The sequence below is a fragment of the Hymenobacter sp. IS2118 genome (assembly GCF_000715495.1).
In the GTDB taxonomy this organism is placed as follows: Bacteria; Bacteroidota; Bacteroidia; order Cytophagales; family Hymenobacteraceae; genus Hymenobacter.
On the sequence record NZ_JNLX01000098.1, the window covers coordinates 1 to 25,633 of the forward strand.

At 58.5% G+C, this 25,633-nt stretch carries 19 protein-coding genes; 8 read left to right on the plus strand and 11 right to left on the minus strand.

Annotated features, from left to right (window positions below):
* From GM79_RS26480 to GM79_RS08725, 5 genes are all read right to left on the minus strand, one after another.
* Positions 1-187 (minus strand): transposase (locus tag GM79_RS26480; protein ID WP_161787141.1); only part of this gene is annotated, 187 nt, incomplete at its 3' end.
* 568 nt (positions 188-755) lie between these two features.
* Positions 756-2,378: a vitamin K epoxide reductase family protein gene (locus tag GM79_RS08710; protein WP_035562381.1), complete on the minus strand. Its 1,623-nt coding sequence runs from the start codon at positions 2,376-2,378 to the stop codon at positions 756-758.
* Positions 2,375-3,544, minus strand: coding sequence for a glycosyltransferase (locus GM79_RS24240; protein WP_161787142.1), 1,170 nt, complete (start codon positions 3,542-3,544; stop codon positions 2,375-2,377). The genes GM79_RS08710 and GM79_RS24240 overlap by 4 nt, the downstream gene beginning before the upstream one ends.
* Before the next feature lie 431 nt (positions 3,545-3,975).
* Positions 3,976-4,341 carry a helix-turn-helix domain-containing protein gene (locus GM79_RS08720; protein WP_035562387.1) on the minus strand — a complete coding sequence of 122 codons (366 nt, stop codon included), beginning with the start codon at positions 4,339-4,341 and terminating at the stop codon, positions 3,976-3,978.
* 303 nt (positions 4,342-4,644) lie between these two features.
* Complete coding sequence (locus GM79_RS08725) at positions 4,645-6,213, minus strand: PglZ domain-containing protein (protein WP_035562390.1); 1,569 nt, start codon at positions 6,211-6,213, stop codon at positions 4,645-4,647.
* 356 nt (positions 6,214-6,569) lie between these two features.
* On the opposite strand from GM79_RS08725, the gene GM79_RS08730 reads away from it, so the two are divergent.
* From GM79_RS08730 to GM79_RS08755, 6 genes are all read left to right on the plus strand, one after another.
* Positions 6,570-7,799: an HD domain-containing protein gene (locus GM79_RS08730; protein ID WP_035562486.1), complete on the plus strand. Its 1,230-nt coding sequence runs from the start codon at positions 6,570-6,572 to the stop codon at positions 7,797-7,799.
* A 99-nt stretch (positions 7,800-7,898) separates the two neighbouring features.
* Entirely contained in the window at positions 7,899-8,939 is a 1,041-nt protein-coding gene (gene lpxD, locus GM79_RS08735; RefSeq protein WP_035562393.1) for a UDP-3-O-(3-hydroxymyristoyl)glucosamine N-acyltransferase, read from the plus strand.
* Positions 8,940-9,078: 139 nt separating this feature from the next.
* Positions 9,079-10,473: a bifunctional UDP-3-O-[3-hydroxymyristoyl] N-acetylglucosamine deacetylase/3-hydroxyacyl-ACP dehydratase gene (locus GM79_RS08740; RefSeq protein ID WP_035562394.1), complete on the plus strand. Its 1,395-nt coding sequence runs from the start codon at positions 9,079-9,081 to the stop codon at positions 10,471-10,473.
* A 105-nt stretch (positions 10,474-10,578) separates the two neighbouring features.
* The gene (lpxA, locus tag GM79_RS08745; RefSeq protein ID WP_035562397.1) at positions 10,579-11,385 is read left to right on the plus strand and encodes an acyl-ACP--UDP-N-acetylglucosamine O-acyltransferase; all 807 of its coding nucleotides are present in this window, start codon (positions 10,579-10,581) and stop codon (positions 11,383-11,385) included.
* Between the two features lie 50 nt (positions 11,386-11,435).
* A complete protein-coding gene (locus GM79_RS08750; RefSeq protein WP_035562399.1) occupies positions 11,436-12,065 on the plus strand; it encodes an ATP-binding cassette domain-containing protein in 630 nt (209 codons plus the stop codon).
* A 203-nt stretch (positions 12,066-12,268) separates the two neighbouring features.
* Positions 12,269-12,634 (plus strand): hypothetical protein, encoded by a 366-nt coding sequence (locus tag GM79_RS08755; RefSeq protein WP_035562402.1) that lies wholly within the window; start codon positions 12,269-12,271, stop codon positions 12,632-12,634.
* An 88-nt stretch (positions 12,635-12,722) separates the two neighbouring features.
* Here the strand turns inward: GM79_RS08755 and GM79_RS08760 are convergent, their stop codons facing one another.
* Positions 12,723-13,577 (minus strand): DUF4197 domain-containing protein, encoded by an 855-nt coding sequence (locus GM79_RS08760; RefSeq protein WP_051718684.1) that lies wholly within the window; start codon positions 13,575-13,577, stop codon positions 12,723-12,725.
* Positions 13,578-13,688: 111 nt separating this feature from the next.
* Between GM79_RS08760 and GM79_RS08765 the strand changes: the two genes are divergently transcribed.
* Positions 13,689-14,996, plus strand: a complete 1,308-nt coding sequence (locus tag GM79_RS08765) for a competence/damage-inducible protein A (RefSeq protein ID WP_081867645.1) — start codon at positions 13,689-13,691, stop codon at positions 14,994-14,996.
* A gap of 211 nt (positions 14,997-15,207) precedes the next feature.
* Here the strand turns inward: GM79_RS08765 and GM79_RS08770 are convergent, their stop codons facing one another.
* From GM79_RS08770 to dnaG, 5 genes are all read right to left on the minus strand, one after another.
* The gene (locus tag GM79_RS08770; protein WP_152559914.1) at positions 15,208-16,434 is read right to left on the minus strand and encodes a bifunctional 3,4-dihydroxy-2-butanone-4-phosphate synthase/GTP cyclohydrolase II; all 1,227 of its coding nucleotides are present in this window, start codon (positions 16,432-16,434) and stop codon (positions 15,208-15,210) included.
* 78 nt (positions 16,435-16,512) lie between these two features.
* On the minus strand, positions 16,513-17,703 hold the full coding sequence (locus GM79_RS08775) for a glycosyltransferase (protein ID WP_161787143.1): 1,191 nt from the start codon (positions 17,701-17,703) through the stop codon (positions 16,513-16,515).
* Between the two features lie 5 nt (positions 17,704-17,708).
* Positions 17,709-18,935 carry a glycosyltransferase family 4 protein gene (locus GM79_RS08780; protein ID WP_035562411.1) on the minus strand — a complete coding sequence of 409 codons (1,227 nt, stop codon included), beginning with the start codon at positions 18,933-18,935 and terminating at the stop codon, positions 17,709-17,711.
* A 69-nt stretch (positions 18,936-19,004) separates the two neighbouring features.
* A complete protein-coding gene (locus tag GM79_RS08785) occupies positions 19,005-20,069 on the minus strand; it encodes a potassium channel family protein (RefSeq protein WP_051718685.1) in 1,065 nt (354 codons plus the stop codon).
* 216 nt (positions 20,070-20,285) lie between these two features.
* Entirely contained in the window at positions 20,286-22,355 is a 2,070-nt protein-coding gene (gene dnaG, locus GM79_RS08790) for a DNA primase (RefSeq protein ID WP_035562414.1), read from the minus strand.
* Between the two features lie 266 nt (positions 22,356-22,621).
* Here dnaG and GM79_RS08795 point away from each other — a divergent pair, with 266 nt between their 5' ends.
* Positions 22,622-25,624 carry a leucine--tRNA ligase gene (locus GM79_RS08795; protein ID WP_035562417.1) on the plus strand — a complete coding sequence of 1,001 codons (3,003 nt, stop codon included), beginning with the start codon at positions 22,622-22,624 and terminating at the stop codon, positions 25,622-25,624.
* The last annotated feature ends 9 nt before the right edge of the window (positions 25,625-25,633 follow it).

Below are 25,633 nucleotides of genomic sequence, written 5' to 3' on the forward strand. Positions count from 1 at the left end.
CATGGACCGTGGAGGTTGCCCCCAAGCACCGCGGCAAGGCCTTCCACTGCATCCCCGTAACCAAAATATAGTAGATGGCAAAAAACATTTGGCGGTTACAGGCGGCCGGCCGGCCGCGCTTACCAGGGCCGCTGGCCGGCTCCGGCAGCAGCGGTTCAGCGGCGGCCCAGAGTGCGGGAGAAGGCAAAAAATCGGCGTGTATGGTAGCTTCGTATTCGGTTGTAGTCGGGCGCAACGGGAAATTTGTTAGGTGTGGTAACCCCAAAATTCTCGCGCTCGGCTACAACTTCCTTATTTTCCGGATAGGCTCTTAAGTTATATTAGCACCCGGTGCACCAGGATGTCGAACTACAGCTTGCGCAGCACCAATTGGTATGCCAAGTGGTCGCTGTGGATTTGGCACTAGAGCCACTTTTCATGGCAAGAGGTCCGGACGCACCGCGTATGTAGCAGGTACCACCGGTAACACGTTTCATTTCGCCCCGTGACAGGGCATCAGCAGCAAAGTTTGCGAGTGAAGTTTTCATGAGTAAAAAGAAAAAGTAAAATAATGGAAATGACTTGCGAAATGCTTTCGCTCCGGGTGGCGGCCTTATTGGAGATGTAGGGTGTAGAGTGGGGCCCGGAAGGTCCCTTCTGGTATGTTCGCAAACGCGGTTGCAAACATATTTATTGCTGTATGTATTGCATTTTCTGGCGATTAGCAAAGGTTTTAACGTCATAACGCCCGTAATTAGCTGTGATTCTGATTCAGGTTAACCCATTGTCTCCATTTGCTCTCTCAACTGCTTAATCAATTTTCTAAACTCCACAACCGCAAAGTGGCGTGGCATATCAACGCCATTGAAAAAGATAGTCGGGGTCGTATCCACTCCAGCCAGCTCGCACCACCGTTGATGCAATTCAACCTGATTTGTTCCATCCTCTTCACCTGGCCCTGGCGTTTTTTTAAGCCATTCTGCTAGTCGGGGCGTTTCGTACCATTGGTGCAAAGCCAGCGGCATTTCCTCGTGGGACCGGCTCAATACCCGGCACGCTACGGCATCCCCCGCATCCCCAGGCCGATGCTCGACGGCAATAATAAATTGACAACAGACGTCCTCCAATTCGGCCATCAACGCTTCAATTTCCGAGTGTACCCGTGCGCATAGCGCACAAGTGGGATTGGTAACGACAATGAGGGTATGCGGCGCGTCGGCGTTGCCCAGCGTGGGCACACGCATGCCCGTGAAAATGGGTGGCAACGTCCGCGCCCGTCGGCCCAATGATTCCAGGTAGCCCTGGTCGAACTTGATTTTTTGCAGGCTCTGCTGCAAGCCCTCAACGCGCAACGCTTTGGCCCAGGTGGGCTTGATGAAGGCCCACACTGCTGCCGGCAGTAAGAATCCGGCAACCAGCAGCCCTGTTTCAGCAGGGCCGAAGGTCGCGGGCCAGGAAATTTGCCGCTGAAAATAAAACTGCACGCCGAACTCCAGCCACAGCAGTGCTTGTACGGCCAGACACAGCACGCACCACTGCCGCACCCGCCGCCACTGGTAATACACCGACCACACCGTGTAGGGCAATGACGCGATAGAAAACACAAATAAGAGCGGGTACAAAGCCGAGGGGTTCGCACGAAAAAGCAGCAGCGACAGCAGTCCACCACTGAAGTAGAGCAGTCCGACTTCCGCCCAACTGAGCCAGCCAAACAATTGAGCGGCAGGGGTATTCAGCACAGAGCTGCAACTGGTGCGGGAATTAAGCTGGCAAAGGCTCCGCAGAAAAACGTTGTCCGCGTCCAGGCTGTACCACACCAGCAGGCTGCTGACCAACAGGCCCGCCAGTTTCAACAGCAGCAGCACATAGTACTGCGGCGCCCCGGCCACGGGCAGCTGAGACACGCCAGCCCATACCCCCAGGCAAACCAGCAGGCTAAGCACCACAAAAGGAATTCGCAGGCTTTTGACCAGCTGCTTTTTTCGGCTTTGGGCGTAGCCGGCTTCCCCCGACCGTTCGGTGGGCTCAATCAACAGCATCACGCCGTTCCATTTCTGGCTAAACTGAGCCGTGCTGTCCTTCTGCCAGCCCCATTTGTTGTGCCACCACTCCACGGTGTTGGCGGCGGTGGCGCGCACGGGGGCAAAAAAGCCCCCTTCGCTACTCAGGTACGCCAGCGCCGGCAGCGGTATTTCGGGCAACTGGTCGGCCGTGAGGTGCGCAGCCATGTTCTCCACCCTGAACTCGTCGAGCGTATCGCTCAGGGCGGTCAGCGTCGGGAAATCCGGGTGCTGCCACAGTTTTTCTTGTAGCGTGGCGCGCGTCACCCGCACCTGACTCAGGCGCAGGAGCATATCCAAGCCGGAAACGGCATTTTTTTGGGGGGCAGTCAGATTCATGGCGCGGCAACGGTTAGCAGGGTTCGGAGTACTTCGCTCACTTTTTCATCGGGGTACCGCACCGCACACGTTTGCCGGAAGCGGGCGATGCTTGCCCGGAATGCCGGGTCTTCCAGAAGCCGCAGTAGCTTGGTTCTTAGAGTGGCGGGGCGTTCCCATTCAAAATCGCCGCGCAGCCCCAGCCCGTAATGCTCTATTTTAAGGCCATTGCCCGGCTGGTCGTAGTGTATATCCAAGGGATACACCAGCATTGGCACGCCATGGCGGATGCTCTCTTTCACGGAGCCCAGCCCGCCGTGCGTGATGTGCGCATCAGCACGTTCCAGCACCAGGAGTTGGGGCACGCGCCGAAAAAAATAAACATTCGGCAATGCGGCGTACATCGCCTGCAATGTTTCCACGACCAAGCCGTTGACCGAGCATACCAATTGCGTATCGGGCACGGTACCAATTGCTTCCAGCAGGGTGGCGATAAAGGTGAGTAGCGCCCTGTCGGAGCCCGTGTAGAATGTACCGAAGCTGCAATAAACCAGCCGTTGCCCCGCGTGGTGCCGGGCCAGAATTTCGGGCCACCGCTGCTCGAACGCAGCATCCAGCTCGGTATCGATGCGCGTATCCCGGATGCACAGGCCCAGGTAATGCTGGTTGGGCTTTTTCACTTCCGGCGACAGCTCGAATTCCAACGGTGCCAGTACTAACTCCGGCACATTGGTAACAAGACGGGAAAAGACAGTATCAACTAATTGATGTTCTGCCGTTAGGCCGGCCAACTGCGTTAGCTTTGCTGTTTGATGGCGCACAGCAACTTCTAATACTGCAGCGCCAGGGTTGCGCAGCACATTGCGTGAATTGAACCTTGCGGGCTGATTAACCGGCGGCGGCGCTGAGAACCAACTGGCTTCGGAAACAATCGGGAAGTTGCTTACCCGATAGGTAGAAAGCATCGGATTGCAAAACAATAGCTGAACTGTACTCCGGTACCGATACAGCACCAGAAAATCCGCGCTACTAAATATATCGATAATAACGACGGCCGGCTTCACCTGGTCCAGTAGCGCGTCCAATTCCAGCTTTCGTTGCCAATAGATTTCGTTGGTCCACACTGCCCGCACAACCGGCCAAAACCCCGCGCTACGCCCCTGCGATTCCAGGTATTGGGACTCCATACCAAAGTTTACCCACAATGCTCTGTTCAGAACAGGCGTAAAGCCATTCTCCGACACGATTGTAGCCAGGACCGAATTAGTCACGGCGTAGAAAACATCGTACTCCGCCGCCAATAGTCCCGCTACGAACAGCGTGGGAACAACATGGCTACGGATGGAGGCCGGAATGAATAGTACCCGCTTTCTTGGTGGACTAACGACCCGCGATGGCACGTCGGTAGCGCCCGCTATTCGCAGGGTCGAGGGAGTAACTTTAGGAGCAGATTGGGTAATGGGGGCAGACATCGTTCCTTCGGCAAGCGTTGGAACAAATTTGGTCGGCTTCTCAACAGGCCGCAATCTATTCAATTATATATTCGAACACTACAATGATAAAACACTGCGCCTGTGTGATAATATATATCCTGCCGCTCCTGCCGCGGTGTTTCTTCCTAGTCCGGTAACTGTTGGCGGAGGCGCTCGTTTTCACTCTCAAGGTGGGCTATCCACCGCTTTTGCAGGGCAATTGCTTCGCGTTGAGCGGTAACCAGTTCATCGTTCGAACTCGGTTGAACAGTATCTACCGACGACACAATGGATGAAGGAGAAGCCGCCTGGGCTAAATCGGCCGGCAACAAGTCCTGGAGCTCCATCCCGAACAAAGCGGTGAGAGGCCGGTAGTAGCGTGCGTTGGGCATCGAACGGTCGCTCTCCCAGCCGCAGTAGGCGCTTTGGCAAACCCCCAATTGTTCGGCAACTTCGGCTTGCGAAAGTCGACGAGCTTTGCGCGCCTTTAGCAGCACGGCTCCAATTTTCATACGGTGGTGTATTAGGGGTAGACTAACAGGACCTGAAACTACTGACAGCCAAATGTATGCACTTACTGCGAAGAGCCAAACGTCATTCGCAAATTTTTTATATCCGCCGTACATATATCCTGACCCCGGATTCAACAGACCGCTACTGCAACAGCGGTGCGCTTTCCCCGTCAGCACTGCCACAGCAGTATTGAGAACCTAAAAGAGTAAAGGGACGCCATAACTGGCGTCCCCTTACTCTTTTAAACGCTCATGCGTCAGTTAAAAAAACTGCAGCCGGCAACAAAATGATACTGCCTTTTGCTATCCCTTCGCCGTGAGCGTCACATACGGAATAATACATTCCTCCAGCGAGATACCGCCGTGCTGGAATGTGTCTTTGTAATAGTTCACGTAGTAGTTATAGTTGTTGGGGTAGGCGAAGAAGTAGTCGCCGATGGTGAATACGTAGGCGGTGCTCACGTTTTCGCGGGGCAGGAAAATGCTTTCCGGCTTGCGCACCACGTACACGTCGCGCGAGTCTTCGAAGCCCAGGTTTTTGCCGTGCTTGTAGCGCAGGTTGGTGTTCGTGTTGCGGTCACCTACAATCTTGTAGGGGCGCTTGCAGCGGATGGTGCCGTGGTCGGTGGTGATGATGAGCTTGCCTTTTTTATCGGCAATGGTTTGCATCATCTCATACAGCGGCGAGTGCAGGAACCACGAGCGGGTGATGCTGCGGTAGGCCGATTCGTCGGCCGCCAGCTCGCGTATCATGGCCATGTCGGTGCGGGCGTGCGAGAGCATGTCCACGAAGTTGTACACGATGACGTTGCACTTGTAGTTGTTGTGCAGGTTGCTCATCTTGCCCAGCAAGTCTTTGCCGGCCTGCAGGTTGGTTACCTTGTGGTAGCTGTGCTTCACCTTCTGGTTGTTCTTCTGGAAATTAATTTCCATGAACTCGGCTTCGTGCAGGTTTTTGCCCTCGTCGTCCTGGTCGTCTACCCACAGGTTGGGGTATTTCTTTTGAATCTCGCTCGGCATCATGCCCGAGAAAATGGCGTTGCGCGCGTAGGCCGTGGTGGTGGGCAAAATAGCGTAATACATCTCCTCGCTGTCCACGGTGAACATTTCGGTGATGATGGGCTCCAGCACCTTCCATTGGTCGTAGCGCAGGTTGTCAATCAGCACGAAGTACACGGGCGTGTCGCCGGTGGCTTTCAGGGTCGGAAACACCCGCTCCTTAAACAGCTGGTGCGACATGAGCGGCGCGTTTTTGTCGTCGCCGTTCACCCAATCCTCGTAATCTTCCGTGATGAAGCGGCCGAAGTAGGTGTTGGCCTCATCCTTCTGCATGTTGAAGACTTCGGCCATGCTTTTGCCTTCGGTTTCGTTAATTTCCAACTCCCAGTACACCAGCTTCTTGTACACATCGGCCCACTCGGCGGGCGTTAGGCGGTCGGAAAGCTGCATGCCGAGCTGCCGGAAGTCGCGCTGGTAGCCGCTGTTAGTGGCTTCGCTCACGAGACGCTTGTTGTCGAGCACCTTTTTCACCGACAGCAGAATCTGGCTCGGATTCACTGGTTTGATGAGATAATCGGCAATTTTGGCGCCGATGGCCGACTCCATAATGTGCTCTTCCTCGCTCTTGGTAATCATTACCACGGGCACGGTGGGCCGGATGGCTTTGATTTCGGTGAGGGTTTGCAGGCCGGTAAGGCCAGGCATGTTCTCATCGAGAAACACCAGGTCGTAGCTCTTCTCTTGAATTTCCTCAATGGCATCGGCGCCGCTGTTCACGGGCGTCACGTCGTAGCCTTTTTCCTTCAGAAACAGCAAGTGGGGCTTGAGCAAGTCAATTTCGTCGTCGGCCCAAAGAATGGTGGTTTGTTGCATAGAATAGCGCCAGCTGTAAAATGGCGGTTAGGCAGAACGCGCTGTAAGAGGCGTTCGCAGGTGAATTGTTGCCGAACAAAGGTCCAGCTTGCGGGTAGAACGGTGGAATGCAGGTCCTAGTGCCCTGACCACCGGTCACGCCATAACACTTTACCGTAAACATGGCGGTTTGGTTATTGATTTATTGAGCGCTCAACCCGAGCGGGGCCAGCATGCTCCAAAGGGTTCACTTCGCAGGGACTCGGCAGGGCAGCTGCCCGCCACGCCTGCCCACACCGGCCAAACCTCATGCGGCTGTTGTTCTTTTGCAGCACGATTCCTATTGATACCCCGTTGGCGTGCCGCTGACGCCCCTCATGAATAAAAAGAAAATTTTTAACGACCCGGTGTACGGCTTCGTCACCATCCCGACGGAATTCCTATTTGACCTCATCGAGCACCGGTATTTCCAACGGCTGCGCCGGATTCAGCAGCTGGGGCTCACCGGGTTTGTGTATCCGGGGGCGCTGCACACGCGCTTTCACCACGCGCTGGGCGCCATGCACCTCATGTCGCTGGCCCTGCGCACGCTCAAGGACAAAGGCGTGAAAATTTCGGCGGCGGAGGGTGAAGCGGCGCTGGCGGCCATTCTGCTCCACGACATCGGCCATGGCCCGCTCTCCCACGCTCTGGAAACCGCCATTTTTCAGGATGTGCCACATGAGCAGCTCTCGCTTTTTCTCATGCAGCGGCTCAATGTAGAGTTCGACGGCAAGCTCACGCTTGCCATCGACATCTTTAAAGGCACCTACGGCCGGCCATTTTTCCATCAATTGGTGAGTAGCCAGCTCGACATGGACCGGCTCGACTACCTGAACCGCGACTCCTTTTACACCGGCGTGGAGGAAGGCCGCCCAGGGGCCGACCGCCTCATCAAAATGCTGCGCGTGCACGAGGAACGGCTGGTACTGGAGGAAAAAGCCGTGTATTCGGTGGAGAATTTCCTGGTGAGCCGCCGCCTCATGTACTGGCAGGTGTATCTGCACAAAACCGTGACCAGCGCCGAGCAAATGGTGATTCGCACCGTGCAGCGGGCCCGCGACCTGGCCCGGCGCGGCGTGGAGGTGCCCGCAAACTCCTGCCTGAGCTACTTCCTGGGCAGGGCCGTGAGCCTGGCGGAATTTGAAAAGGACGAGAAAATCCTCAGTCACTTCGTGGAGCTAGACGACTACGATATCTGGTCGGCCATTAAAGCCTGGGCCGGCCACCCGGATGTGGTGCTGAGCTACCTGGCCAAGAGTATTTTGCACCGCAACCTGCTCAAAATCGTGCTCGCACCCGAGCCGTTCGATGAGGAGTTCCGGCTGGGCATCCGCGAGTTGATTGAGGAGAAATTCAACCTGCCGCCCGCTGAAGCCGAGCTACTGATGATTCCCGGCCGCCTGAGCAACAGTGCCTACAACGCCGAAAGCCAGGAGCCCATCGAAATCCTGACCAAAAAAGGCGACGTGGTGAACGTGATGGATGCTTCCGACCTGCCCAACATTCGCGCCCTCAGCCAGCGCGTGGAGAAATTCTACATCTGCTACCCCAAAGAGATTGTTTGATAGTAGTGAGTGGGTAACGGTAAGTGGTCAATGCCTTTTCATGCCTCAATTAACCACTAACCGCTAACCACTCACTACTCACCACTACTTTTGCCCGCTATGGAATTTACTATTCAGCAAATCGCCGAGGTGCTCGGCGGCACCGTGGAAGGCGACGCGACCCAGCGGATTTCGAGCCTGGCCAAAATTGAAGAAGCCCAGGCCGGCTCGCTTACGTTCCTTTCCAATTCCAAATACGAGTCGTTTTTGTACGAAACCAGTGCCTCCGCGGCCATCGTGGGCCGGACGCTGGAGTTGCGCCAGACAGTTCGACCAACGCTGATTCGCGTTGAAGACCCGTATTCGGCGTTCAGCCAGCTGCTGGAATTTTACGCGCAGGCCACCCGCACTGGCAAGCGCGGCGTGGAGCAACCATCGTACATCGGCGAAACTTCGGTAATTGGGGCGGGGCACTACCGGGGCGCCTTTTCTTACATTGGCGAGCAGTGCCAGCTGGGCGAAAACGTGCTGATTTTTCCGCATGCCTACATCGGCGACCGGGTCACGATTGGGGCGGGCAGTATTATCCACGCGGGTGCCAAAATCTATTCTGACACCGTTATCGGGCAGTTTTGCGTGGTGAAAGCGGGCGCCGTGGTGGGCACCGACGGCTTCGGCTTTGCGCCCCAGCCCGACGGTTCCTACAAGGCCATTCCCCAAATCGGCAACGTGGTGCTGGAAGACTACGTGAGCATCGGGGCCAATGCCACGATAGACTGCGCCACCCTGGGCGCCACCCGCGTGGGCCGGGGCAGCAAAATCGACAACCTGGTACAGCTGGCTCATAACGTGGAAATTGGCCAACATACGGTCATCGCGTCCCAGACCGGCATTGCGGGCTCGGCCAAAATTGGCGACCACTGCGTGCTGGCCGGGCAGGTGGGCATGGCCGGCCACGTCACGCTGGCCAACAAAACGACCGTTACGGCCCAGTCGGGCGTGGGCAAAAACGTGAAGCAGGAAGGGCTGATTCTGCAAGGCTCCACGGCCTTCGATTTCAAGCAAAACCAACGTGCCCAAATCGTTTTTCGCCGCCTGCCTGAGCTGGAACAGCGCCTGGAGCGCTTGGAGAAGGCGAAAAACGCGGCGGAAAAGCCCTAGCTTTGCAGTCAGGTTTGAGCTGTTAGCTATTAGCGGGGGGCGTTATTTGCCCCTTAGCTGTTAGCACTGCTCAATTATCTGCATTCAATTGCGCGAAGAAAAGGCTAACAGCTAACAGCCAATAGCTAACAGCTATCAAATGAACGACAAGCAACACACTATTAAGGCGCCGGTTACCGTGCGCGGCATCGGACTGCACACGGGCGTGGAGGCGACCATGACGTTTTGCCCCGCGCCCGTGGGGCACGGCTACAAATTTCAGCGCGTGGACATGCCCGGCCAGCCCATTGTCGACGCCGACGTGGACAATGTGGTGGACCTGAGCCGCGGCACCACCATCGAGCAGAACGGGGCCCGCATCAATACGGTAGAGCACACCCTGGCGGCTTTGGTGGGCATGCAGCTTGATAACGTGCTCATTCAGCTCTCGGGCCCCGAACCGCCCATCATGGACGGCTCCTCGGCCGAGTTCGTCAAAGCCCTCGAATCGGTGGGTCTGGAAGAGCAGAACGCGCTGCGCAACTACTACGAAATCCCGGAGAGTATTCGCTACGTCGATAATGCCCGGGGCGTGGAAATTGCGGCCCTGCCCCTGTCCGACTACCGCCTCACGGTGATGGTGGACTATAACTCGCCGGTGCTGGGCTCGCAGCACGCCACGCTGGCCGACATCGGTCAGTTTGGGGCAGAAATTGCCTCCTCGCGCACGTTTTGCTTTTTGCACGAGCTGGAAATGCTCTACAAAAACAACCTCATTCGCGGCGGCGACCTCAGCAACGCCATCGTGGTAGTGGACCGCGTGGTGACCGACGAGGAGCTCAACGACCTGGCCAAAATGCTGGGCAAGCCCCGCGTTTCGGTCAAGAAAGAAGGCATTCTGAACAATGTGGACCTGCGCCACAAAAACGAGCCCGCCCGCCACAAGCTGCTCGACCTCGTGGGTGACCTGGCCCTGGTAGGCCGGCCCCTGAAAGGCCAGATTCTGGCCGCCCGCCCCGGCCACGCCGCCAACGTGGCCTTCGCCAAACGCATCAAAAAGAAGATGCTTGAGGCCCACAGCAACCCCGTGCCGCAGTACGACCCCAGCCGCGAGCCAGTGATGGACATCAACCGCATTATGCAGGTGCTGCCCCACCGCTACCCCTTCCTGCTGATTGACAAAATCATTCACCTCGACGACCAGATGGTGACTTCGGTGAAGAACGTGACCATGAACGAGCCGTTCTTTCAGGGCCACTTTCCCGGCAACCCGGTGATGCCTGGTGTGCTGCAAGTGGAAGCAATGGCCCAAACGGGCGGCATTCTGGTGATGAATACCGTGCCCGACCCCGAAAACTACTGGCAGTACTTCCTGGGCATCGAGAATTGCCGCTTCCGCAAAAAAGTATTGCCCGGCGACACCATCTTATTCCACTGCCAGCTGTTAGCTCCTATCAAACGCGGCATTGCCAAAATGCGGGGCCAGGCATTTGTGAACGGTAAAGTGGTGATGGATGCAGAAATGAGTGCGGCTATCGTTCGCAAAGACGCTTAGATTTTCAATTAATAATTAGTAATTAATAATTAGCGGTTGGTAAATAATATTTCCTTCCACTACCTAATTCATAATTACTCATTTTTAATTACTAATTAACCCAACATGATTTCTCCCCTCGCCTCTATTCACCCTTCTGCTCGGCTCGCGCCGAGCGTCACCGTCGAACCCTTCACGACCATAGCGGCCGATGTTGAGATTGGGGAGGGCACGTGGATAGGGCCGAATGTGACGATAATGAATGGCGCGCGCATTGGGGCGCACTGCCAGGTTTTTCCGGGTGCGGTGGTAAGCGCAGTGCCCCAGGATTTGAAGTTTGCCGGGGAGCACACCACGGTTGAAATTGGGGACTACACCGTGCTGCGCGAGTGCGTGACCGTGAACCGCGGCACCGTGGACCGGGGCCGCACCGTGGTGGGTACTCACTGCCTGCTGCAAGCCTATGTGCACGTAGCCCACGATTGCATCATCGGCGACTATTGCGTGATTTCGAACTCGGTGCAGATTGCCGGACACGTGACGGTGGGCGACTGGGCCATTTTGGGTGGCACCTCGGCCATTCATCAGTTTGTAAGCATTGGGGCGCACGCCTTTGTGGGCGGCGGCTCGCTGGTGCGGAAGGACATTCCGCCGTTCATCAAAGCGGCCCGCGAACCCCTCACCTATGCCGGCGTGAACTCGGTGGGGCTACGTCGCCGCGGCTACAGCGAGCAGCAGGTCACGGACCTGCACAACCTTTACCGCCTGCTTTTCCTGGGTGGCATGAACACGCAGGATGCCATTGCCCGCATCGAGGCCGAAATCACTCCTTCGCCGGAGCGGGAGCTTGCGCTGGATTTTGTGCGGGCGGCTTCTCGGGGCATCATCAAAGGTCCCAAGCGCGACAAGTACGACGAAACCCAGCTGGACTAAAAACACTTTCTGCGCCCCAGAATTATTAATTACTAATTATCAATTACTAATTGCTAATTACCGCCACCGGCCTGGGCAAGCGCTTTCAGCGCGACTGGATTTACCGGGGGCTCACGCGCACCTTTGCGCCGGGCAGTGCCACCGCCGTACTCGGGCCCAACGGCGCCGGCAAAAGCACGCTGCTCAACACCATTTCCGGCCAGCTGCTGCCCACCGAAGGTGCGATTTCCTACCAGCTTAGCGGCCGCACGGTAGCCGTGGAGGACCTGCCGCAGCACCTGGCCTACGCGGCTCCGTACCTGGAGTTGCTGGAAGAATTGACGCTGCTGGAGCTGCTGCGTTTCCACAGCCAGTTCAAACCCTTCCGGCCGGACATGACGCTGGACAAGCTGATTGATTTGATGTACCTCGAAAAAGCGCGCCACCGGCTGGTGCGCGAGTTCTCGTCGGGCATGAAACAACGTTTAAAGCTGGCGCTGGCCCTGTATGCTGACGCTCCGCTGCTCCTGCTCGACGAGCCCACCACCAACCTCGACGAAACGGGCGTGGCCTGGTATCAGGAGCACGTGCAGGCTACTCGCGCCGGCCGCACGCTACTATTAAGCTCCAACGTGCCGGCCGAATACGCGTTTTGCAATGAACAGCTATTGGTCACCAGCTATCAGCCGGCTTCTTTATAACCATTAATTAATTTACAGGTTCAGTTGGCTAATTCAATAAAACCACACGTAGTTAAGCACCCCGTCGAAACACCCGATTCCGGTAGTTGAGCCGCGTTTTAAAACGATGAAACCGGACCGGGCTTAACCCTGAATCCGCTCGTTCCGTATCTTCGCGGCCGCTTTAGGCCCAATTCTCCACTTTAATTATAACCGCCCCGGCCATGATAGATAACGACGACCTGGACGACGACTTGCTCGACGACGACGATAACCTGGACTCTTACGCCTCAAAAGGCGGCGCCGCGGCCCTTGGCAACACCGAAGACCGTCTTTCGGCCAAATACGCGGACTACCTGATGTGGACTGACACCGGCTCCACGCACGATGAAGCCCTCGACCTGGCCAACATGACCGAGGAAGAATTTGTGGAAGCTGAGCGGGCCGAAAACGCCGAACGGGGCGCCTTCACCAGCCTCAACGATGACGACGACGAGTTTGCTGACGACGACGAGGACGACGAAGATGAAGGCTACAGCAGCGGGCGCGGCAGTCGCGGCGGCAGCAAATTCGATAGCGACGACTACTAATTCGGCTTGCATTTCCAGCGCATAAAAAATACCCCGACCGAATATTCGGTCGGGGTATTTTTTATGCGCTGGATACGTACTACAACCACTACCTGCCGAATACCTGCTTGAGGATGTCGGAGGTGCGGGCGGCGGGGTTCTTACGAATTTTTACTTCCTCGTTGGCCAGCAGAATAAACAGCCCGTCTACCGCTTTCTGGGTGGTATAGGCCGATAGGTCCGTCTGCACGGGCGTCATCAGCGGGATGCGGTTGTACTGACTGGTCATTTTTTTATACGCATTGCCCGCGCCTACCTGGTCGATGGCCGCGCTGATATCCGGTTTGAATGCCGCGATAAGCTGCGCTTCGGTGGACTTGCGCAGAAACTGCGTGGCAGCATCCGTCGAGCTGCTGGTTACCAAAGTCAAAGCATCCGAAATACTGATAATGGTAAGTGCGTTGAGGAAAATCTCTTTGGCTTTGGGCGCGGCGGCCTCGGCGGCCCGGTTGAGCTGGGTTTCGAAGGATTCCACCAGCGTATTCATGCCCGGAAAGCGGCTCAGAGTCGTTTTCATCAGGAGGGCATCCTCGGGAAAGGGAATGTGAATCTCATCGTTCAAGTTGAATCCATCGGGTTCGGAGGCGAACTGAACGGCCTTGATGATGCCCTTATTTAGCGCGTCTTTGATGCCCGCGCTTGCCATCGATTCGGTGAGGGGCGCGGCGGCGGGTGCGGGCGTAGCGACAGCGGCACTGGCGGCGGCCGCTTTTGCCGCTGCAGCTTTGGCGGCGGTGGCTTTGGCGGCAGCAGCTTTAGCAGCAGTGGCGCGGTTAGCCGCCGCTTTTTTGGCAGCGGCAGATTTTGCGGCAGATGATTTTTTGGTGGTTTGAGCGTGGGCGGCGGGGGCCGCCAGGGCCAACAGGCCGGCTACCAGCAGACCGCTGGCAATGCGAGTAAACATGAAAAAACTGTCGCGACGGGAAAACCGGAAAGCCCCTATGGCTGTCGTTGGACCGCCGCGTGTGCAAATTGAAGACAAATTTGCGGCCAAACCAATTCTTACCCCCTCCTGATGTCCTCCCCAGCGCCTGTCACCGACCTGCTCTTCTTCCCAACTACCTACGCCGCGCCGCCCGATGTGGAGATTATGACCATCGGCGATGAGTTGCTGTACGGGCAGGTCATCGATACCAATTCGGCATTTATGGGCCAGGAGTTGGGGAAGCTGGGCTTGCGCGTGCGCCAGATTTCCTCGGTTTCGGACCGGGCCGATGAAATAGTGGCCGCCCTCGACCAGGCCCGACAGCGCGCCCAGGTAGTGCTCATCACCGGCGGCCTGGGCCCCACCAAAGACGACCTCACCAAGCACGTGCTGGCCCGCTATTTCGGCGCCGAGCTGGTGCTGCACGCGCCCACGCTCCGCCACGTGGAAGAAATATTTCAACGTTTCCAGCGTCCCATGCTCGACGTGAACCGCCAGCAGGCCCTGGTGCCCGCCAACTGCGAAGTGCTGCACAATGCGGTGGGCACCGCGCCCGGCATGTGGTTCAACGACCAGGGAACCGTGTTTGTAAGCATGCCCGGCGTCCCCTTCGAAATGAAGCGGCTGATGACGGACCACGTGCTGCCGCGCCTGCAAGCCCTGTTCCACCTGGCGCCCATCGAGCACTTGGTGGTGATGACGGCCGGCCTGGGCGAGTCGTTTCTGGCGGCAAAAATTGCCGACTGGGAAGAAGCACTGCCGGCCAATATCAAACTGGCTTATCTGCCCAGCTTCGGGGCCGTACGCCTACGCCTCACCGGCACCGCCGATGGCCTGCCCGACCTGCGCGGGCGCATGTTAGCGCTGCTACCCGTGCTGCGCGAGCGCATTGGGGAGTATGTTTTTGCCGAGGAAGAAACCCCGCTGGAAGCGGCCATTGGCAAGCTATTGCTGGCACGAAACCTCACCATTGGCACAGCCGAAAGCTGCACCGGCGGCCTCGTGGCGCAGCGTCTCAGTAGCGTGCCGGGCAGCTCGGCCTACTTCCGGGGCAGCATCGTGGCCTACCACAACGACATTAAGCAAAGCGAGCTGGGCGTGCAAGCCGAAACGCTGGCCCAATACGGCGCCGTGAGCGAAGCCACCGTGCGCGAAATGGCCGAGGGCGCCCGCCGCCGCCTCGGCGTGGATGTGGCCGTGGCTACGAGCGGCATCGCCGGCCCCACCGGCGCCACCGACACCAAGAAAGTGGGTACGGTATGCCTGGCCTACGCCGATGCGACCCAAACCATCAGCAAGGAATATGTGCTGGACCGGGGCCGCGGGCTCAACGTAGAATACGCCGCGCAGTCGTTACTCACGCTGCTACGGCAGCAGCTGGCGGCTATGAATGTGTGATTTTAGAGCTTGAAATACTCACTCGCGCAAAAACAACCGCAGTAAAAAAAGTTGTTATTCGGAGCACATCTGAAGCATCTCGCTCGCCTTATTGAAGCGGCCCAACGAGGCGAGCGAGATGCTTCGGCTGCGCTCAGCATGACAAACGGTAACGCAAAAATCCCCGACGCTTGAAGGCATCGGGGATTTTTAATTTATACTATCTGAGCGTTTATGCAGCCGAGGTTTCGTCGGTCAAGGCGCGCATGATTTCGTGGCCCATCTTGTCGCGCTTGGTGGCCAAATAGGCTTCGTTGTGGGGATTGGAGTGGATTTCGATGGGCAGCGTCTCCACGATTTCGAGGCCGTAGCCGATGAGGCCGGTGCGCTTCTTAGGGTTGTTGGTGAGCAGGCGCATCTGGCGCACCCCCAGGTCGCGCAGGATGCTGGCTCCCACGCCGTAGTCGCGCTCGTCGCCCTGAAAGCCCAGGTCTTCGTTGGCCTCCACCGTGTCGCGGCCCTGCTCCTGCAGCTTGTAGGCTTTCAGCTTGTTGAGCAGACCGATGCCGCGCCCCTCCTGGTTCATGTACACGATAACGCCGCGGCCTTCCTGCTCAATCTGACGCATGGCCTGACGCAGTTGCGGGCCGCAGTCGCAGCGGCAGGACCCGAAGATGTCGCCCGTCACGCAGGAGCTGTGCACGCGCACCAGCACCGGTTCCGGGCCGCTGAGGTCGCCCTTCACCAGCGCTAAATGCTTGGCGTTGTTCGAGTTTTGCGTGTAGGCGTAAAGGTCGAAATCACCGTCTTCAGTGGGCATTTTCACCGCAATTTCGCGGGTAATGAGGCTTTCCGTGGCGAGGCGGTATTTAATGAGGTCCTGCACCGAAACCAGCTTGAGGTCCCACTTTTTGGCCACAATCTCCAGGTCGGGCAGGCGGGCCATTTCGCCGTCTTCCTTCAGAATCTCAACCAGCACCCCGGCCGGGGCCAGCCCCGCCAGACGGGCCAGGTCCACCGCTGCTTCGGTGTGGCCGGCGCGGCGCAGCACGCCTTCCTTACGGGCCTTAAGGGGGAAAATATGGCCCGGCTTGCCCAGCTCTTCGGGTTTGGTGGCGGGGTCAATAAGGGCCAGAATGGTCTTGCTGCGGTCGGAGGCCGAGATGCCCGTGGTCACGCCATTCTTGAGCAAGTCGACCGAAACCGTGAAGGGCGTGGCGTGCAGGGCCGTATTATGGCCCACCATCAGCTCGAGGCCCAGCTCTTCGCAGCGCTGCTCGGGCAGCGAGGCACAAACCAAGCCGCGCCCGTGGGTGGCCATGAAGTTGATGATTTCCGGGGTGGCGCACTCGGCGGCGCAGATAAAGTCGCCTTCGTTTTCGCGGTCTTCGTCGTCGACGACAATTACAACCTTGCCAGCGCGGATATCGGCAATGGCGGATTCGATGGTATCAAGCATGGATGGGGTATTTCGGGCCATAACAACGGGGGCCGCCGCAAAGTTAGCCCGCCGCCGGGCGCCGGGTACGCGGGCCCGCTACCGGCCTTGCTGGAAGCGCTGCGTAGGCTGCCAAATAGTGGTTTTGACGCCGCGCAAATAGCGCACGTAGCCCACCAGCAGCGCCGCGTTCATGCTGTAAAAATGGGTTATGAAGCGCAACAGCCGCGAATTCCAGCCCAGCCGGCGCAGGCCGCCATCCACGAGCAGCAGCAGCGGCAGGGCCAGCTGCCCGGCCAGCGCCATCTGGAAAAACCACCCGGCCCCGCGCCCCACCAGCCCCACCGTGGCCAGTAGCAGCAGCAGCAGCAGGTGCGGTGTGTACCAGCGCAGCACTTTGTGCGACCACAGCGCAAACGCCCCGCCCTGCCACGGCGGCCAAAGCAGCGCCCGAAATTCCTTCAGATTCTGAAAGTTGCCGGCCGAAATCCGCGCCTTACGCCGAAACTCCTCCGGTAGCCGGTCCGACACGTCTTCGTAGCACACGGCGTCCAGCTCGTTGATGGCCTGGTAGCCGTCGCGCACCACGGCCATCGTGCTGTAAAAGTCATCGACCAGAAAAGCCGCCGGCGCCGGGTGGTAGCAGGCCCGACGCACCGCGAAGCAGCCGCCAAAAGCGCCCATCATACTGCCCCACAGCACGCCCTCCCGGTATTTTATAAGATTCTCGCGTTCCAGGTACGCCTTTTCCTGGCCTGAAATTCCTTCGGCGCGGTGTTCGGGGTTGAGAATGTGGCCGCCCACCAGGCCGATGGGCGGATGCTGAAAGTGCTTGACCAGATGATACAACGTATCGGGAGCAAAAAACACGTTGGCATCGGTGAGCACCAGAATGGGCGCAGTAGCCTGTTGGGCCAGGTTTTCGATGACGCCGGGCTTACCGATTCGCTTTGTGTAGGCCTCAAAATGCAGCCGGGGATATTGCGTGGCCAGCCGGGCCAGCAGCTCGTTGGTTTGGTCCGAGGAGTTATCCGAGCCCACCAGCAACCGCAGCCGGTCGAGCGGGTAAGTGGTGGCGAAGGTGGAACGGATTTTCTCCACTATCACGGCCTCCTCGTTGTGCGCGGCCAGCAAAATATCCACGGCGGGCAGGTCGGCGGCGGTGGGCCCAAATACGTTTTGGTTTTGACGGCGGCCACGGGCCAGCTCCCGCAGCAGCAGCGGAAACAGCACGTAGGTATGCGCCACTAGCAGCAAGCACACCCAAAACACTATCAGGAGCACTGGCATACCCATCAGGCTTCCACGGGCAGCAGCCGCTCATACAGGTCCACGAAGCGTTGCGTGACGCGGCGGTTGTCGTAGAGGTCGGTGGCTGTGCGGGCAGCAGCGGCGCCGATGGCAGCCGTTGGCAGCTCGCCGCGGCCCCAGGCCCGGAGTGCCGCTATCCACGCGGCGGCCGACTCGCGGAGCAGGATATCTTCCCCGTCGCGCACGGCAATGCCCTCGGCCCCCAGCGACGTGCTCAGCACTGCTTTGCCCAGGGTCATGGCTTCGATGATTTTAACGCGCATGCCGCCGCCGCTGAGCAGCGGCACCAGCATCAGGTCGTACTGCTGCATAAAGCGGGGAGCCGATTTCACGAAGCCGTGCACGATTACGTTGTCGGTGCGGGGCGCGAGCAGGCTGGCGGGCGTGCCGCTGCCCGCTACGTGCAGCTCCACGTCCGGCATCTCGGCATGAATGGTGGGCCAGACCTCGCGTAGCAGCCACTCCAGGCCTTCCAGGTTGGGCAGCCAGTTCAGAGAACCGATGAGGAACAACGTGCGCGGCGCGGGCCGCAGGCTGGGGTCGGGGCTGATGCGGGCCATTTCCACGCCCGCCGGAATGAACACCACGGGTTCCGGGCAACCCAGGGCCCGCAGGCGTTGGGCATCGTCGTCGGTGATGGCCGCTACAGCGTCGAACTGCGGCAGGTGGCGGCGCTCGAATTTCTCCAGCCGGGCGGCCATAGTGCGCAGCAGCAGCTTTTTAATAACGTTTTTTTCGCGGCTGGCCAGCGCTTTCCAAATCGTGAATTCCAGGTTGTGGGCCCGCAGCACCAAGGGCGGCACCACCAGCTCGGCGCTATGCTGCCGCCCCAGAAACTCGGCATACCAGGCCACAAACGTGCCTTCCAGCTGCACCACATCCACGGCTTCAGTGCGCAGCAGCTCCAGCAGCTTCTCCCCCACCGCCGGGCTGATGAACCGCTCGGCAATGTAGGGCTGGCGACTGAAAAGCAGATTTTTCAGGGCCCGGCGGGGCGAAATATCGGTATCAATCTCCACCGTTACCAGCCGGAAATTCGGGCCCAGGTGGTCGAGGGCGTTGGCGGGCTGGTGGTGTTTGGGCGTATTGATGGCCAGCATCGTGACGCGGTGGCCAGCCTGCAGCAGCCCGGCAGCCACATCGTGCATGGCAATGGCGCCCCCGGTATGCAGCGGAAATGGAACGCGGGGCAGGAGTTGCAGGATATGCATTTGGTCGAATTATGAGGCAGAAATCAGACGTTATGAATGGCGCTTTGCAGGTATTCCAACTCGTAATTTCTACTTAATCTTCAGTTCCCGAAACCGGACTTCAAAGTGCTGAATCTGTTCCTCGCTGCCCAGCACCAGCAGCACTTCGCCCGGCGCGGGTACGTGGTCTATTGGCGGGCTCATGAGCAGGGCGCCGGTGGCGTTGCGCAGGCCGATTACGGTGGCCCCGGTGAGGGAGCGAACGTCCATCTGCCGAATGCTGGACCCGCGTAAGTCCTTCCGCAGCTGCTCAAATGTCATTTCTTCGAGGCGCAGCTTGTCGGCGCTCAGGCCCGAAATCAAATCCAGGAACCGGATAATTTCGGGGCGCACCACCAGCTTGGCCATGTGCGAGCCCCCAATTTCGTCGGGCATCACCACCGAATCGGCACCCGCGAAAAGCAGCTTGCTTTCGGAGGTTTTCAGCGAGGCACGGGCGATAATTTTCAGGCGCGGGTTGAGGGCGCGCGCCGAAAGGGCCACAAACACATTATCCGCGTCCTTGGGCAGGGAGGTGATGAGAGCCGACGCCCGCTCCACGCCGGCTTGCGAGAGCACAGTATCGGAAGTGGCATCGCCGAAGACGGTGAATATTTTGCCGCCCGCCAGCCCGTCGCCGTCAAAATCTTCGCCGGAACGACCTTCTGTGAGGCTTTTCATCAACTCCTCGCTCGATTCGATAACCACTACGCGGGCGCCGCTGGCCCGCAATTCCTGGTAGGCCCGCCGCCCGTTGCGCCCGAAACCGCAGACGATGATGTGCCCGCTAAAACGCTTAATTTCCTGGTCGGTTCGAAACATTCGATACATTTTGTGCAACTGCCCATCAAAGATAATCGCCGAAATTACCGACAGCAGGTAGGCCACCACCACCAGGTTGTAGAGAATGTAGATGGAAACGAACAGCCGGCCAGCCGGAGAAAACGGGTGCAGCTCGCCAAAGCCCACCGTGGCAATGGTGGTCACGGTCATGTAAAAAGCATCGACCGGGCCATAATTTTCGATTTGGGTGTAGCCCAGCATTCCGACCACCAGGCTCAGTCCCGAAAGGATGCCGGCCAGTATCAGGCGGTTGATGGCAATGCGTTTTATCATATTTTCGTTTAGTAACTGACCTTACGCCACTCAGGCGCCAACCTCACGGGAACTCTTTGGGGCATAGCCCCCTGTCCCAAAGAGAAGGAAACCCAACGTTAGTTCTAATAAAGCTAGATTCTAGAGATTAAAGCTAATCCCCCATTCCTTGGAAGAGGGGTTAGAAAGGTTTGCGGCCGGGTGGCGTAAAAGCAGCAAGCAACCGTTCCAACCGACTCAGGCTCCTCGCGCTACTACCGTGCCTAATAGAGCGGCCAGCTCATTATCGAGTTCCTTGAGGCGCTTGATGTCGCCCAGGATTTCGAACATTTCGGCGTCTTCGAGCGGGTGGCGCAGCTTGTCGAGGCAAATATCCAGCTCGCGCTGCACGTGCACTTTGTTGAGGCGCAGCACGGCGTTGTCGCAGGCCAGCTTGGGCAGGTCGACTTCGTTGAAGACGTAGATTTCCTTGGTGCGCCAGTTCGGGCTGATTTCGTAGCGTTCGGTGGCGAGGTCGGTAATGAGGCTGCGAATGTCGGCCCGCTCGTTTTGGGCCAGCTGGCGGGCGTCGGGGAAACGGTTGGCCATCAGCTCCTGGCGGCAGATTTCCCACATTTCGGCGTAGAGCGGCACCGTGAGGGGATTCTCGCCCAACTCGTTTAGCAGGTAGGCCGCCACGCTGACGTCGGCGTCTACCTCGCGGCCCGCGTAGAGCACCAGCAGCCGCAGCACCTCGCGCTCGCAGAGCTTGAGCACGTCGGGCGTTTCCTCCTCCTCGGCCTTCGTTGCGGGTGCAGCTGCTCCTAGTGCCTCAGCGGCTTCGGCGCCGCCATACATGAGCATTTCGGCCTCTTCCTCGTCGGTCATGGGCCGGGCGGCCGAAGCCGGGCGGGCGTTGCCGCCAGACGCGTAGCCAGTGTTGGCGCTGCCCGCGCCACTGCCGTAATTGCCCGCGTTGCCCGTAGCCTGCCGGGCGGCCGGAGCCTTCACCAACTTATTATACTCGGTGATAAGCACCTGCTCGTCAATGCCGAACGTGGCCGACGTCTGCTGCAAAAACACCTGGCGCTTGATGGCGTCGGGCACTTTGGCGATGCTATGGAGCACGTCACGGATGGCCTCGGCCTTCTTCACGGGGTCGTTGCTGGCCTCGCGGGCCACGAGCGTGGTTTTGAAGCTGATGAAGTCCTGGCTCTTGGTTTCGATGTACTCGGTGAAGCGCTGGTCGCCCACTTTGCGAATGTAGCTGTCGGGGTCGTCGCCATCGGGAAACAGCACCACGCGCACGTTCAGGCCGCCTTCGAGCAGCAAATCAGTGCCGCGCAAGCTGGCTTTGATGCCGGCCGCATCACCATCATAAAGCACCGTCACGTTATCGGAATACCGCTTGATGAGCCGAATCTGGCCTTCGGTGAGCGAAGTGCCCGACGAGGCCACCACGTTTTTAATCCCGCCCTGATAAAGGCTCAAAACGTCCAGATAGCCTTCTACCAGATAGCAAACCTCCTGCGTGCGAATGGCCTGTCGGGCCTGGAACAGGCCGTAGAGCACGTCCGACTTGTGGTAAATCTCCGACTCGGGCGAATTGAGGTACTTCGCCATCTTGTCGTCGCGCTTCAGGGTGCGCGCCCCGAAGCCCACCACCCGGCCGCTGATGTTGTGAATCGGGAACATCACGCGGCCCCGGAACCGGTCGTAGCGCCGGCCGGTGTCCTTGCCCTGGTCGTCGGTTTTGATGACGGTGAGGCCGGTTTTTTCCAGGTATTTCTTGTCGTAGCCGGCCGTTTCGGCGGCTTTCATCAGGTCGTCCCAGCTATCTAGCGAGTAGCCGAGCTCGAAGGTCTGGATGGTGCTCAGGTTCAGGCCGCGCTCCTTGAGGTAGCCGAAACCGATGCTCATGCCCTCGTCGGAGTTGAGCAGCAGGCGGTGGAAGTGGTTTTTGGCGAAGTCCGAGACGATGAACTGGGAGTCGCGCTCGTTCTGCTCCAGCTGCTGCTGGGGCGTTTTTTCCTCCTCCTGAATCTCGATGGCGTACTTTTTGGCCAGGTATTTCAGGGCCTCCACGTAGGAGGTGCCTTCCACGTCCATCACAAACTGCACCACGCCGCCGGCCTTGCCGCAGCCGAAGCATTTGTAGAGACTCTTGGCTGGGTTCACCGAAAACGAGGGGGACTTCTCGTTGTGGAACGGGCACGGGGCCCACAGATTCTGGCCTTTGCGCTTGAGCTGCACAAAGTCGCCAACGACTTCCACGATGTCGGCGGTCTGAATAATCTGGTCAACTAGTTCTTTGGGGATGCGGGCCATCTGGGGGGCAGGAATGAAACTTCTGGCGGCGCGGCCGGCTCACCTCACCCCTAGCCCCCTCTCCCGCGGAGAGGAGGAACTAGTGCTAAACTAGTTTCTAGTTTTTCCAGATTAGAAGCTAAAATGTCTAAAGCTAGAAACTAGTCCCCCCTCTCCGCGGGAGAGGGGGCTAGGGGGTGAGGTGAACGCGGAGGGCGTTATCTCCAACAAATTTCGCCCTACTTTCTCCTGCGTCCTACCTTTGCCCGGAATAAACTCCGCGCAAGATGCCCGCATACCGCCCCGAAGAAATCGAAAAGAAGTGGCAGGCCCACTGGAAACAGCACAGCACCTTCCAGACCCAGAACCACTCCGAGAAGCCCAAATACTACGTGCTCGACATGTTTCCCTACCCCTCCGGGGCGGGCCTGCACGTAGGGCACCCGCTGGGTTACATTGCCTCCGATATCGTGACGCGCTACAAGCGTCTGCGCGGCTTCAACGTGCTGCATCCCATGGGTTTCGACTCGTTTGGCTTACCCGCCGAGCAGTACGCCATCCAGACCGGCCAGCACCCCGCGCTCACCACCGACAAGAACATTGAAACCTACGTGCAGCAGCTCAGCAGCCTCGGTTTCAGCTACGACTGGAGCCGCGAAGTGCGGACTTCGGATGCCAGCTACTACAAGTGGACGCAGTGGATTTTCCTCAAGCTGTTCAACTCCTGGTACAACCTCGACACCGACCGCGCCGAGCCGCTGACGGACCTCACGGCCCGTTTTGCCGCCACCGGCAGCGAGGGCATCCGCGCCGCCGGCGACGATGGCGACCGGCTCAGCTTCTCGGCCGGACAATGGCAGCTATTCAGCGAAAAGCAGAAGCTGGCCGCCGTGCTCCCATACCGCCTTGCCTATCAGCAGGATACGTCCGTGAACTGGTGCCCCGGCCTGGGCACGGTGCTGAGCAACGATGAAGTGAAGGACGGTTTGAGCGAGCGCGGCGGCTTCCCCGTCGAGCGCCGCCTCATGCCCCAGTGGAACCTGCGCATAACCGCCTACGCCGACCGTCTGCTAGCCGGCCTCGACCAGCTCGACTGGCCCGATGCCGTGAAGGAGATGCAGCGCAACTGGATTGGCAAGAGCATCGGGGCCGAAGTGACGTTTTTAATTAAAAATGAAGAATTAAAAATTAAAAATTCTGCGGATGCCTCATCGGCGGCGGGAGAAGCGGCGGCCGGCATCAAAGTCTACACCACGCGGGTTGATACGATTTACGGGGCCACTTTCCTGGTTTTGGCTCCTGAGCATGAGCTGGTGGACCAACTGACCACCCCTGCCCAACGCGCCGCCGTGGATGAGTACATCGCCGCCACCAAGCGCCGCTCGGAGCGCGACCGCATGGCCGATGCTAAAACCGTATCCGGCGTGTTCACCGGCGCCTACGCTCTGAACCCGGTGAACGACGAGCCCGTGCAAATCTGGCTGGCCGACTACGTGCTGGCCGGCTACGGCACCGGCGCGGTGATGGCCGTGCCCAGCGGCGACCAACGAGACTACCTCTTTGCCCAGCATTTTGGCCTGCCCATCCCGGCCATTTCCGACGCGCAAACCGGCCTCGACCAGCAGGCCGACCCCACCAAGGAAGGCCGCTACATCAATTCCGGCATCATCAACGGCCTCACCTACAAGGAAGCCACGCCCAAGCTCATTGCCTTCCTCGAAGAAAAAGGCCTGGGCAAAGGCAAGGTGAATTTCCGGCAGCGCGACGCCATTTTCGGCCGGCAGCGCTACTGGGGCGAGCCCATTCCGATTTACTACAAGGATGGCACCGCCTATGGCATCGCCGAAAGCGACCTGCCGCTGGTGCTGCCCGAAATCGACGAGTACAAGCCCACCGAAACCGGCGAGCCGCCCCTCGGCCGCGCCGCCAACTGGCTCTACCGGGACAAATACCCCTACGAGCTGAGCACCATGCCCGGCTGGGCGGGCTCGTCGTGGTACTACCTCCGCTACATGGACCCCACCAACGAAGCCCGCTTCGTAAGCGAAGAAGCCGAGCAGTACTGGGGCTCCGTGGACCTCTACATGGGCGGGGCCGAGCACGCCACCGGCCACCTGCTCTACGCCCGCTTCTGGTACCTGTTCCTAAAGGATTTGGGCCTCGTGAGCAGCGGCGAGCCCTTCCAGAAACTGATAAATCAGGGGATGATATTGGGGCGGTCGAATTTCGTGTATCGGTACAATGTCGCTTTCGAGATTTATGACATCAAAATAGAAGGTCCTGATTTAGCCAAAGTCTACCCACCCACCTTCTTTGTTTCTAAGAATAAATATGACAAATTTCAAGCTGGTGATGAAGCTGTAGCAAATGAGTTACGTCGTTTTGTAGAAGATTTTGCTACCGATTTCAACAGCAAAGAATTAGGCATAAAAATTCGAAACCCGAAAGACTCTCAAGGCTTCTCCGAATTACACGTAGACGTAAACATTGTTCACAACGATGTTTTAGACATGGCTGCTTTTCGGCAATGGCGTCCAGACTATCGACTTGCCAATTTTATTACCGAAGATGATGAAACATACATCAGCGGCTGGGAAATCGAAAAAATGTCGAAAGCCAAATTCAATGTTGTTAATCCAACCGATTTAATCGACAAATACGGCGCGGATGCGTTGCGTCTCTACGAAATGTTCCTCGGCCCGCTGGAGCAGTATAAGCCCTGGAACACCAACGGCATCAGCGGCGTGAGCGGCTTCCTCAAGAAGCTCTGGCGCCTCTTCCACCCCGAAGACGGCGACCTGGCCGTAACCGACGAGCCCGCGACGCCCGCCGAGCTAAAGGTACTACACCGCGCCATCCAGAAGGTGCAGGAAGACATTGAGAAGTTCAGCTTCAACACCTCCGTCAGCCTGTTCATGATTACCGTGAACGAGCTCACGGCCCTCAAATGCCACAAGCGCGCCATTCTGGAGCCGCTGGTGCTGCTGGTGTCCCCCTACGCCCCGCACCTCGCCGAGGAGCTGTGGCAGGAGCTGGGCCATGAGGCGGGCAGCGTCAGCCACGCGGGCTACCCCGAGTTCCGCGAGGAATTCCTGGTGGAGGAATCGGTGGTGTACCCGCTGGCCATCAACGGCAAAGTGCGCGAGCAGATGCAGTTTGCCGCCGCCGCCACCGCCGCCGAAATTGAAGCCGCCGTGCTGGCGTCGGACTTCCTGGCCAAGCACGGCGAAGGAAAGTCGGCGAAGAAGGTGATTGTGGTGCCCGGCCGGATGGTGAACGTGGTGGTGTAATGTGCGGTA

Excerpts from the sequence above, each read along its gene's own strand:
- GM79_RS08710 (WP_035562381.1), bottom strand. The coding sequence starts at position 2,378 with ATGAATCTGACTGCCCCCCAAAAAAATGCCGTTTCCGGCTTGGATATG.
- GM79_RS24240 (WP_161787142.1), bottom strand. The coding sequence starts at position 3,544 with ATGGAGTCCCAATACCTGGAATCGCAGGGGCGTAGCGCGGGGTTTTGG.
- GM79_RS08720 (WP_035562387.1), bottom strand. The coding sequence starts at position 4,341 with ATGAAAATTGGAGCCGTGCTGCTAAAGGCGCGCAAAGCTCGTCGACTT.
- GM79_RS08725 (WP_035562390.1), bottom strand. The coding sequence starts at position 6,213 with ATGCAACAAACCACCATTCTTTGGGCCGACGACGAAATTGACTTGCTC.
- GM79_RS08730 (WP_035562486.1), top strand. The coding sequence starts at position 6,570 with ATGAATAAAAAGAAAATTTTTAACGACCCGGTGTACGGCTTCGTCACC.
- lpxD (WP_035562393.1), top strand. The coding sequence starts at position 7,899 with ATGGAATTTACTATTCAGCAAATCGCCGAGGTGCTCGGCGGCACCGTG.
- GM79_RS08740 (WP_035562394.1), top strand. The coding sequence starts at position 9,079 with ATGAACGACAAGCAACACACTATTAAGGCGCCGGTTACCGTGCGCGGC.
- lpxA (WP_035562397.1), top strand. The coding sequence starts at position 10,579 with ATGATTTCTCCCCTCGCCTCTATTCACCCTTCTGCTCGGCTCGCGCCG.
- GM79_RS08755 (WP_035562402.1), top strand. The coding sequence starts at position 12,269 with ATGATAGATAACGACGACCTGGACGACGACTTGCTCGACGACGACGAT.
- GM79_RS08760 (WP_051718684.1), bottom strand. The coding sequence starts at position 13,577 with ATGTTTACTCGCATTGCCAGCGGTCTGCTGGTAGCCGGCCTGTTGGCC.
- GM79_RS08765 (WP_081867645.1), top strand. The coding sequence starts at position 13,689 with ATGTCCTCCCCAGCGCCTGTCACCGACCTGCTCTTCTTCCCAACTACC.
- GM79_RS08770 (WP_152559914.1), bottom strand. The coding sequence starts at position 16,434 with ATGCTTGATACCATCGAATCCGCCATTGCCGATATCCGCGCTGGCAAG.
- GM79_RS08775 (WP_161787143.1), bottom strand. The coding sequence starts at position 17,703 with ATGCCAGTGCTCCTGATAGTGTTTTGGGTGTGCTTGCTGCTAGTGGCG.
- GM79_RS08780 (WP_035562411.1), bottom strand. The coding sequence starts at position 18,935 with ATGCATATCCTGCAACTCCTGCCCCGCGTTCCATTTCCGCTGCATACC.
- GM79_RS08785 (WP_051718685.1), bottom strand. The coding sequence starts at position 20,069 with ATGATAAAACGCATTGCCATCAACCGCCTGATACTGGCCGGCATCCTT.
- dnaG (WP_035562414.1), bottom strand. The coding sequence starts at position 22,355 with ATGGCCCGCATCCCCAAAGAACTAGTTGACCAGATTATTCAGACCGCC.
- GM79_RS08795 (WP_035562417.1), top strand. The coding sequence starts at position 22,622 with ATGCCCGCATACCGCCCCGAAGAAATCGAAAAGAAGTGGCAGGCCCAC.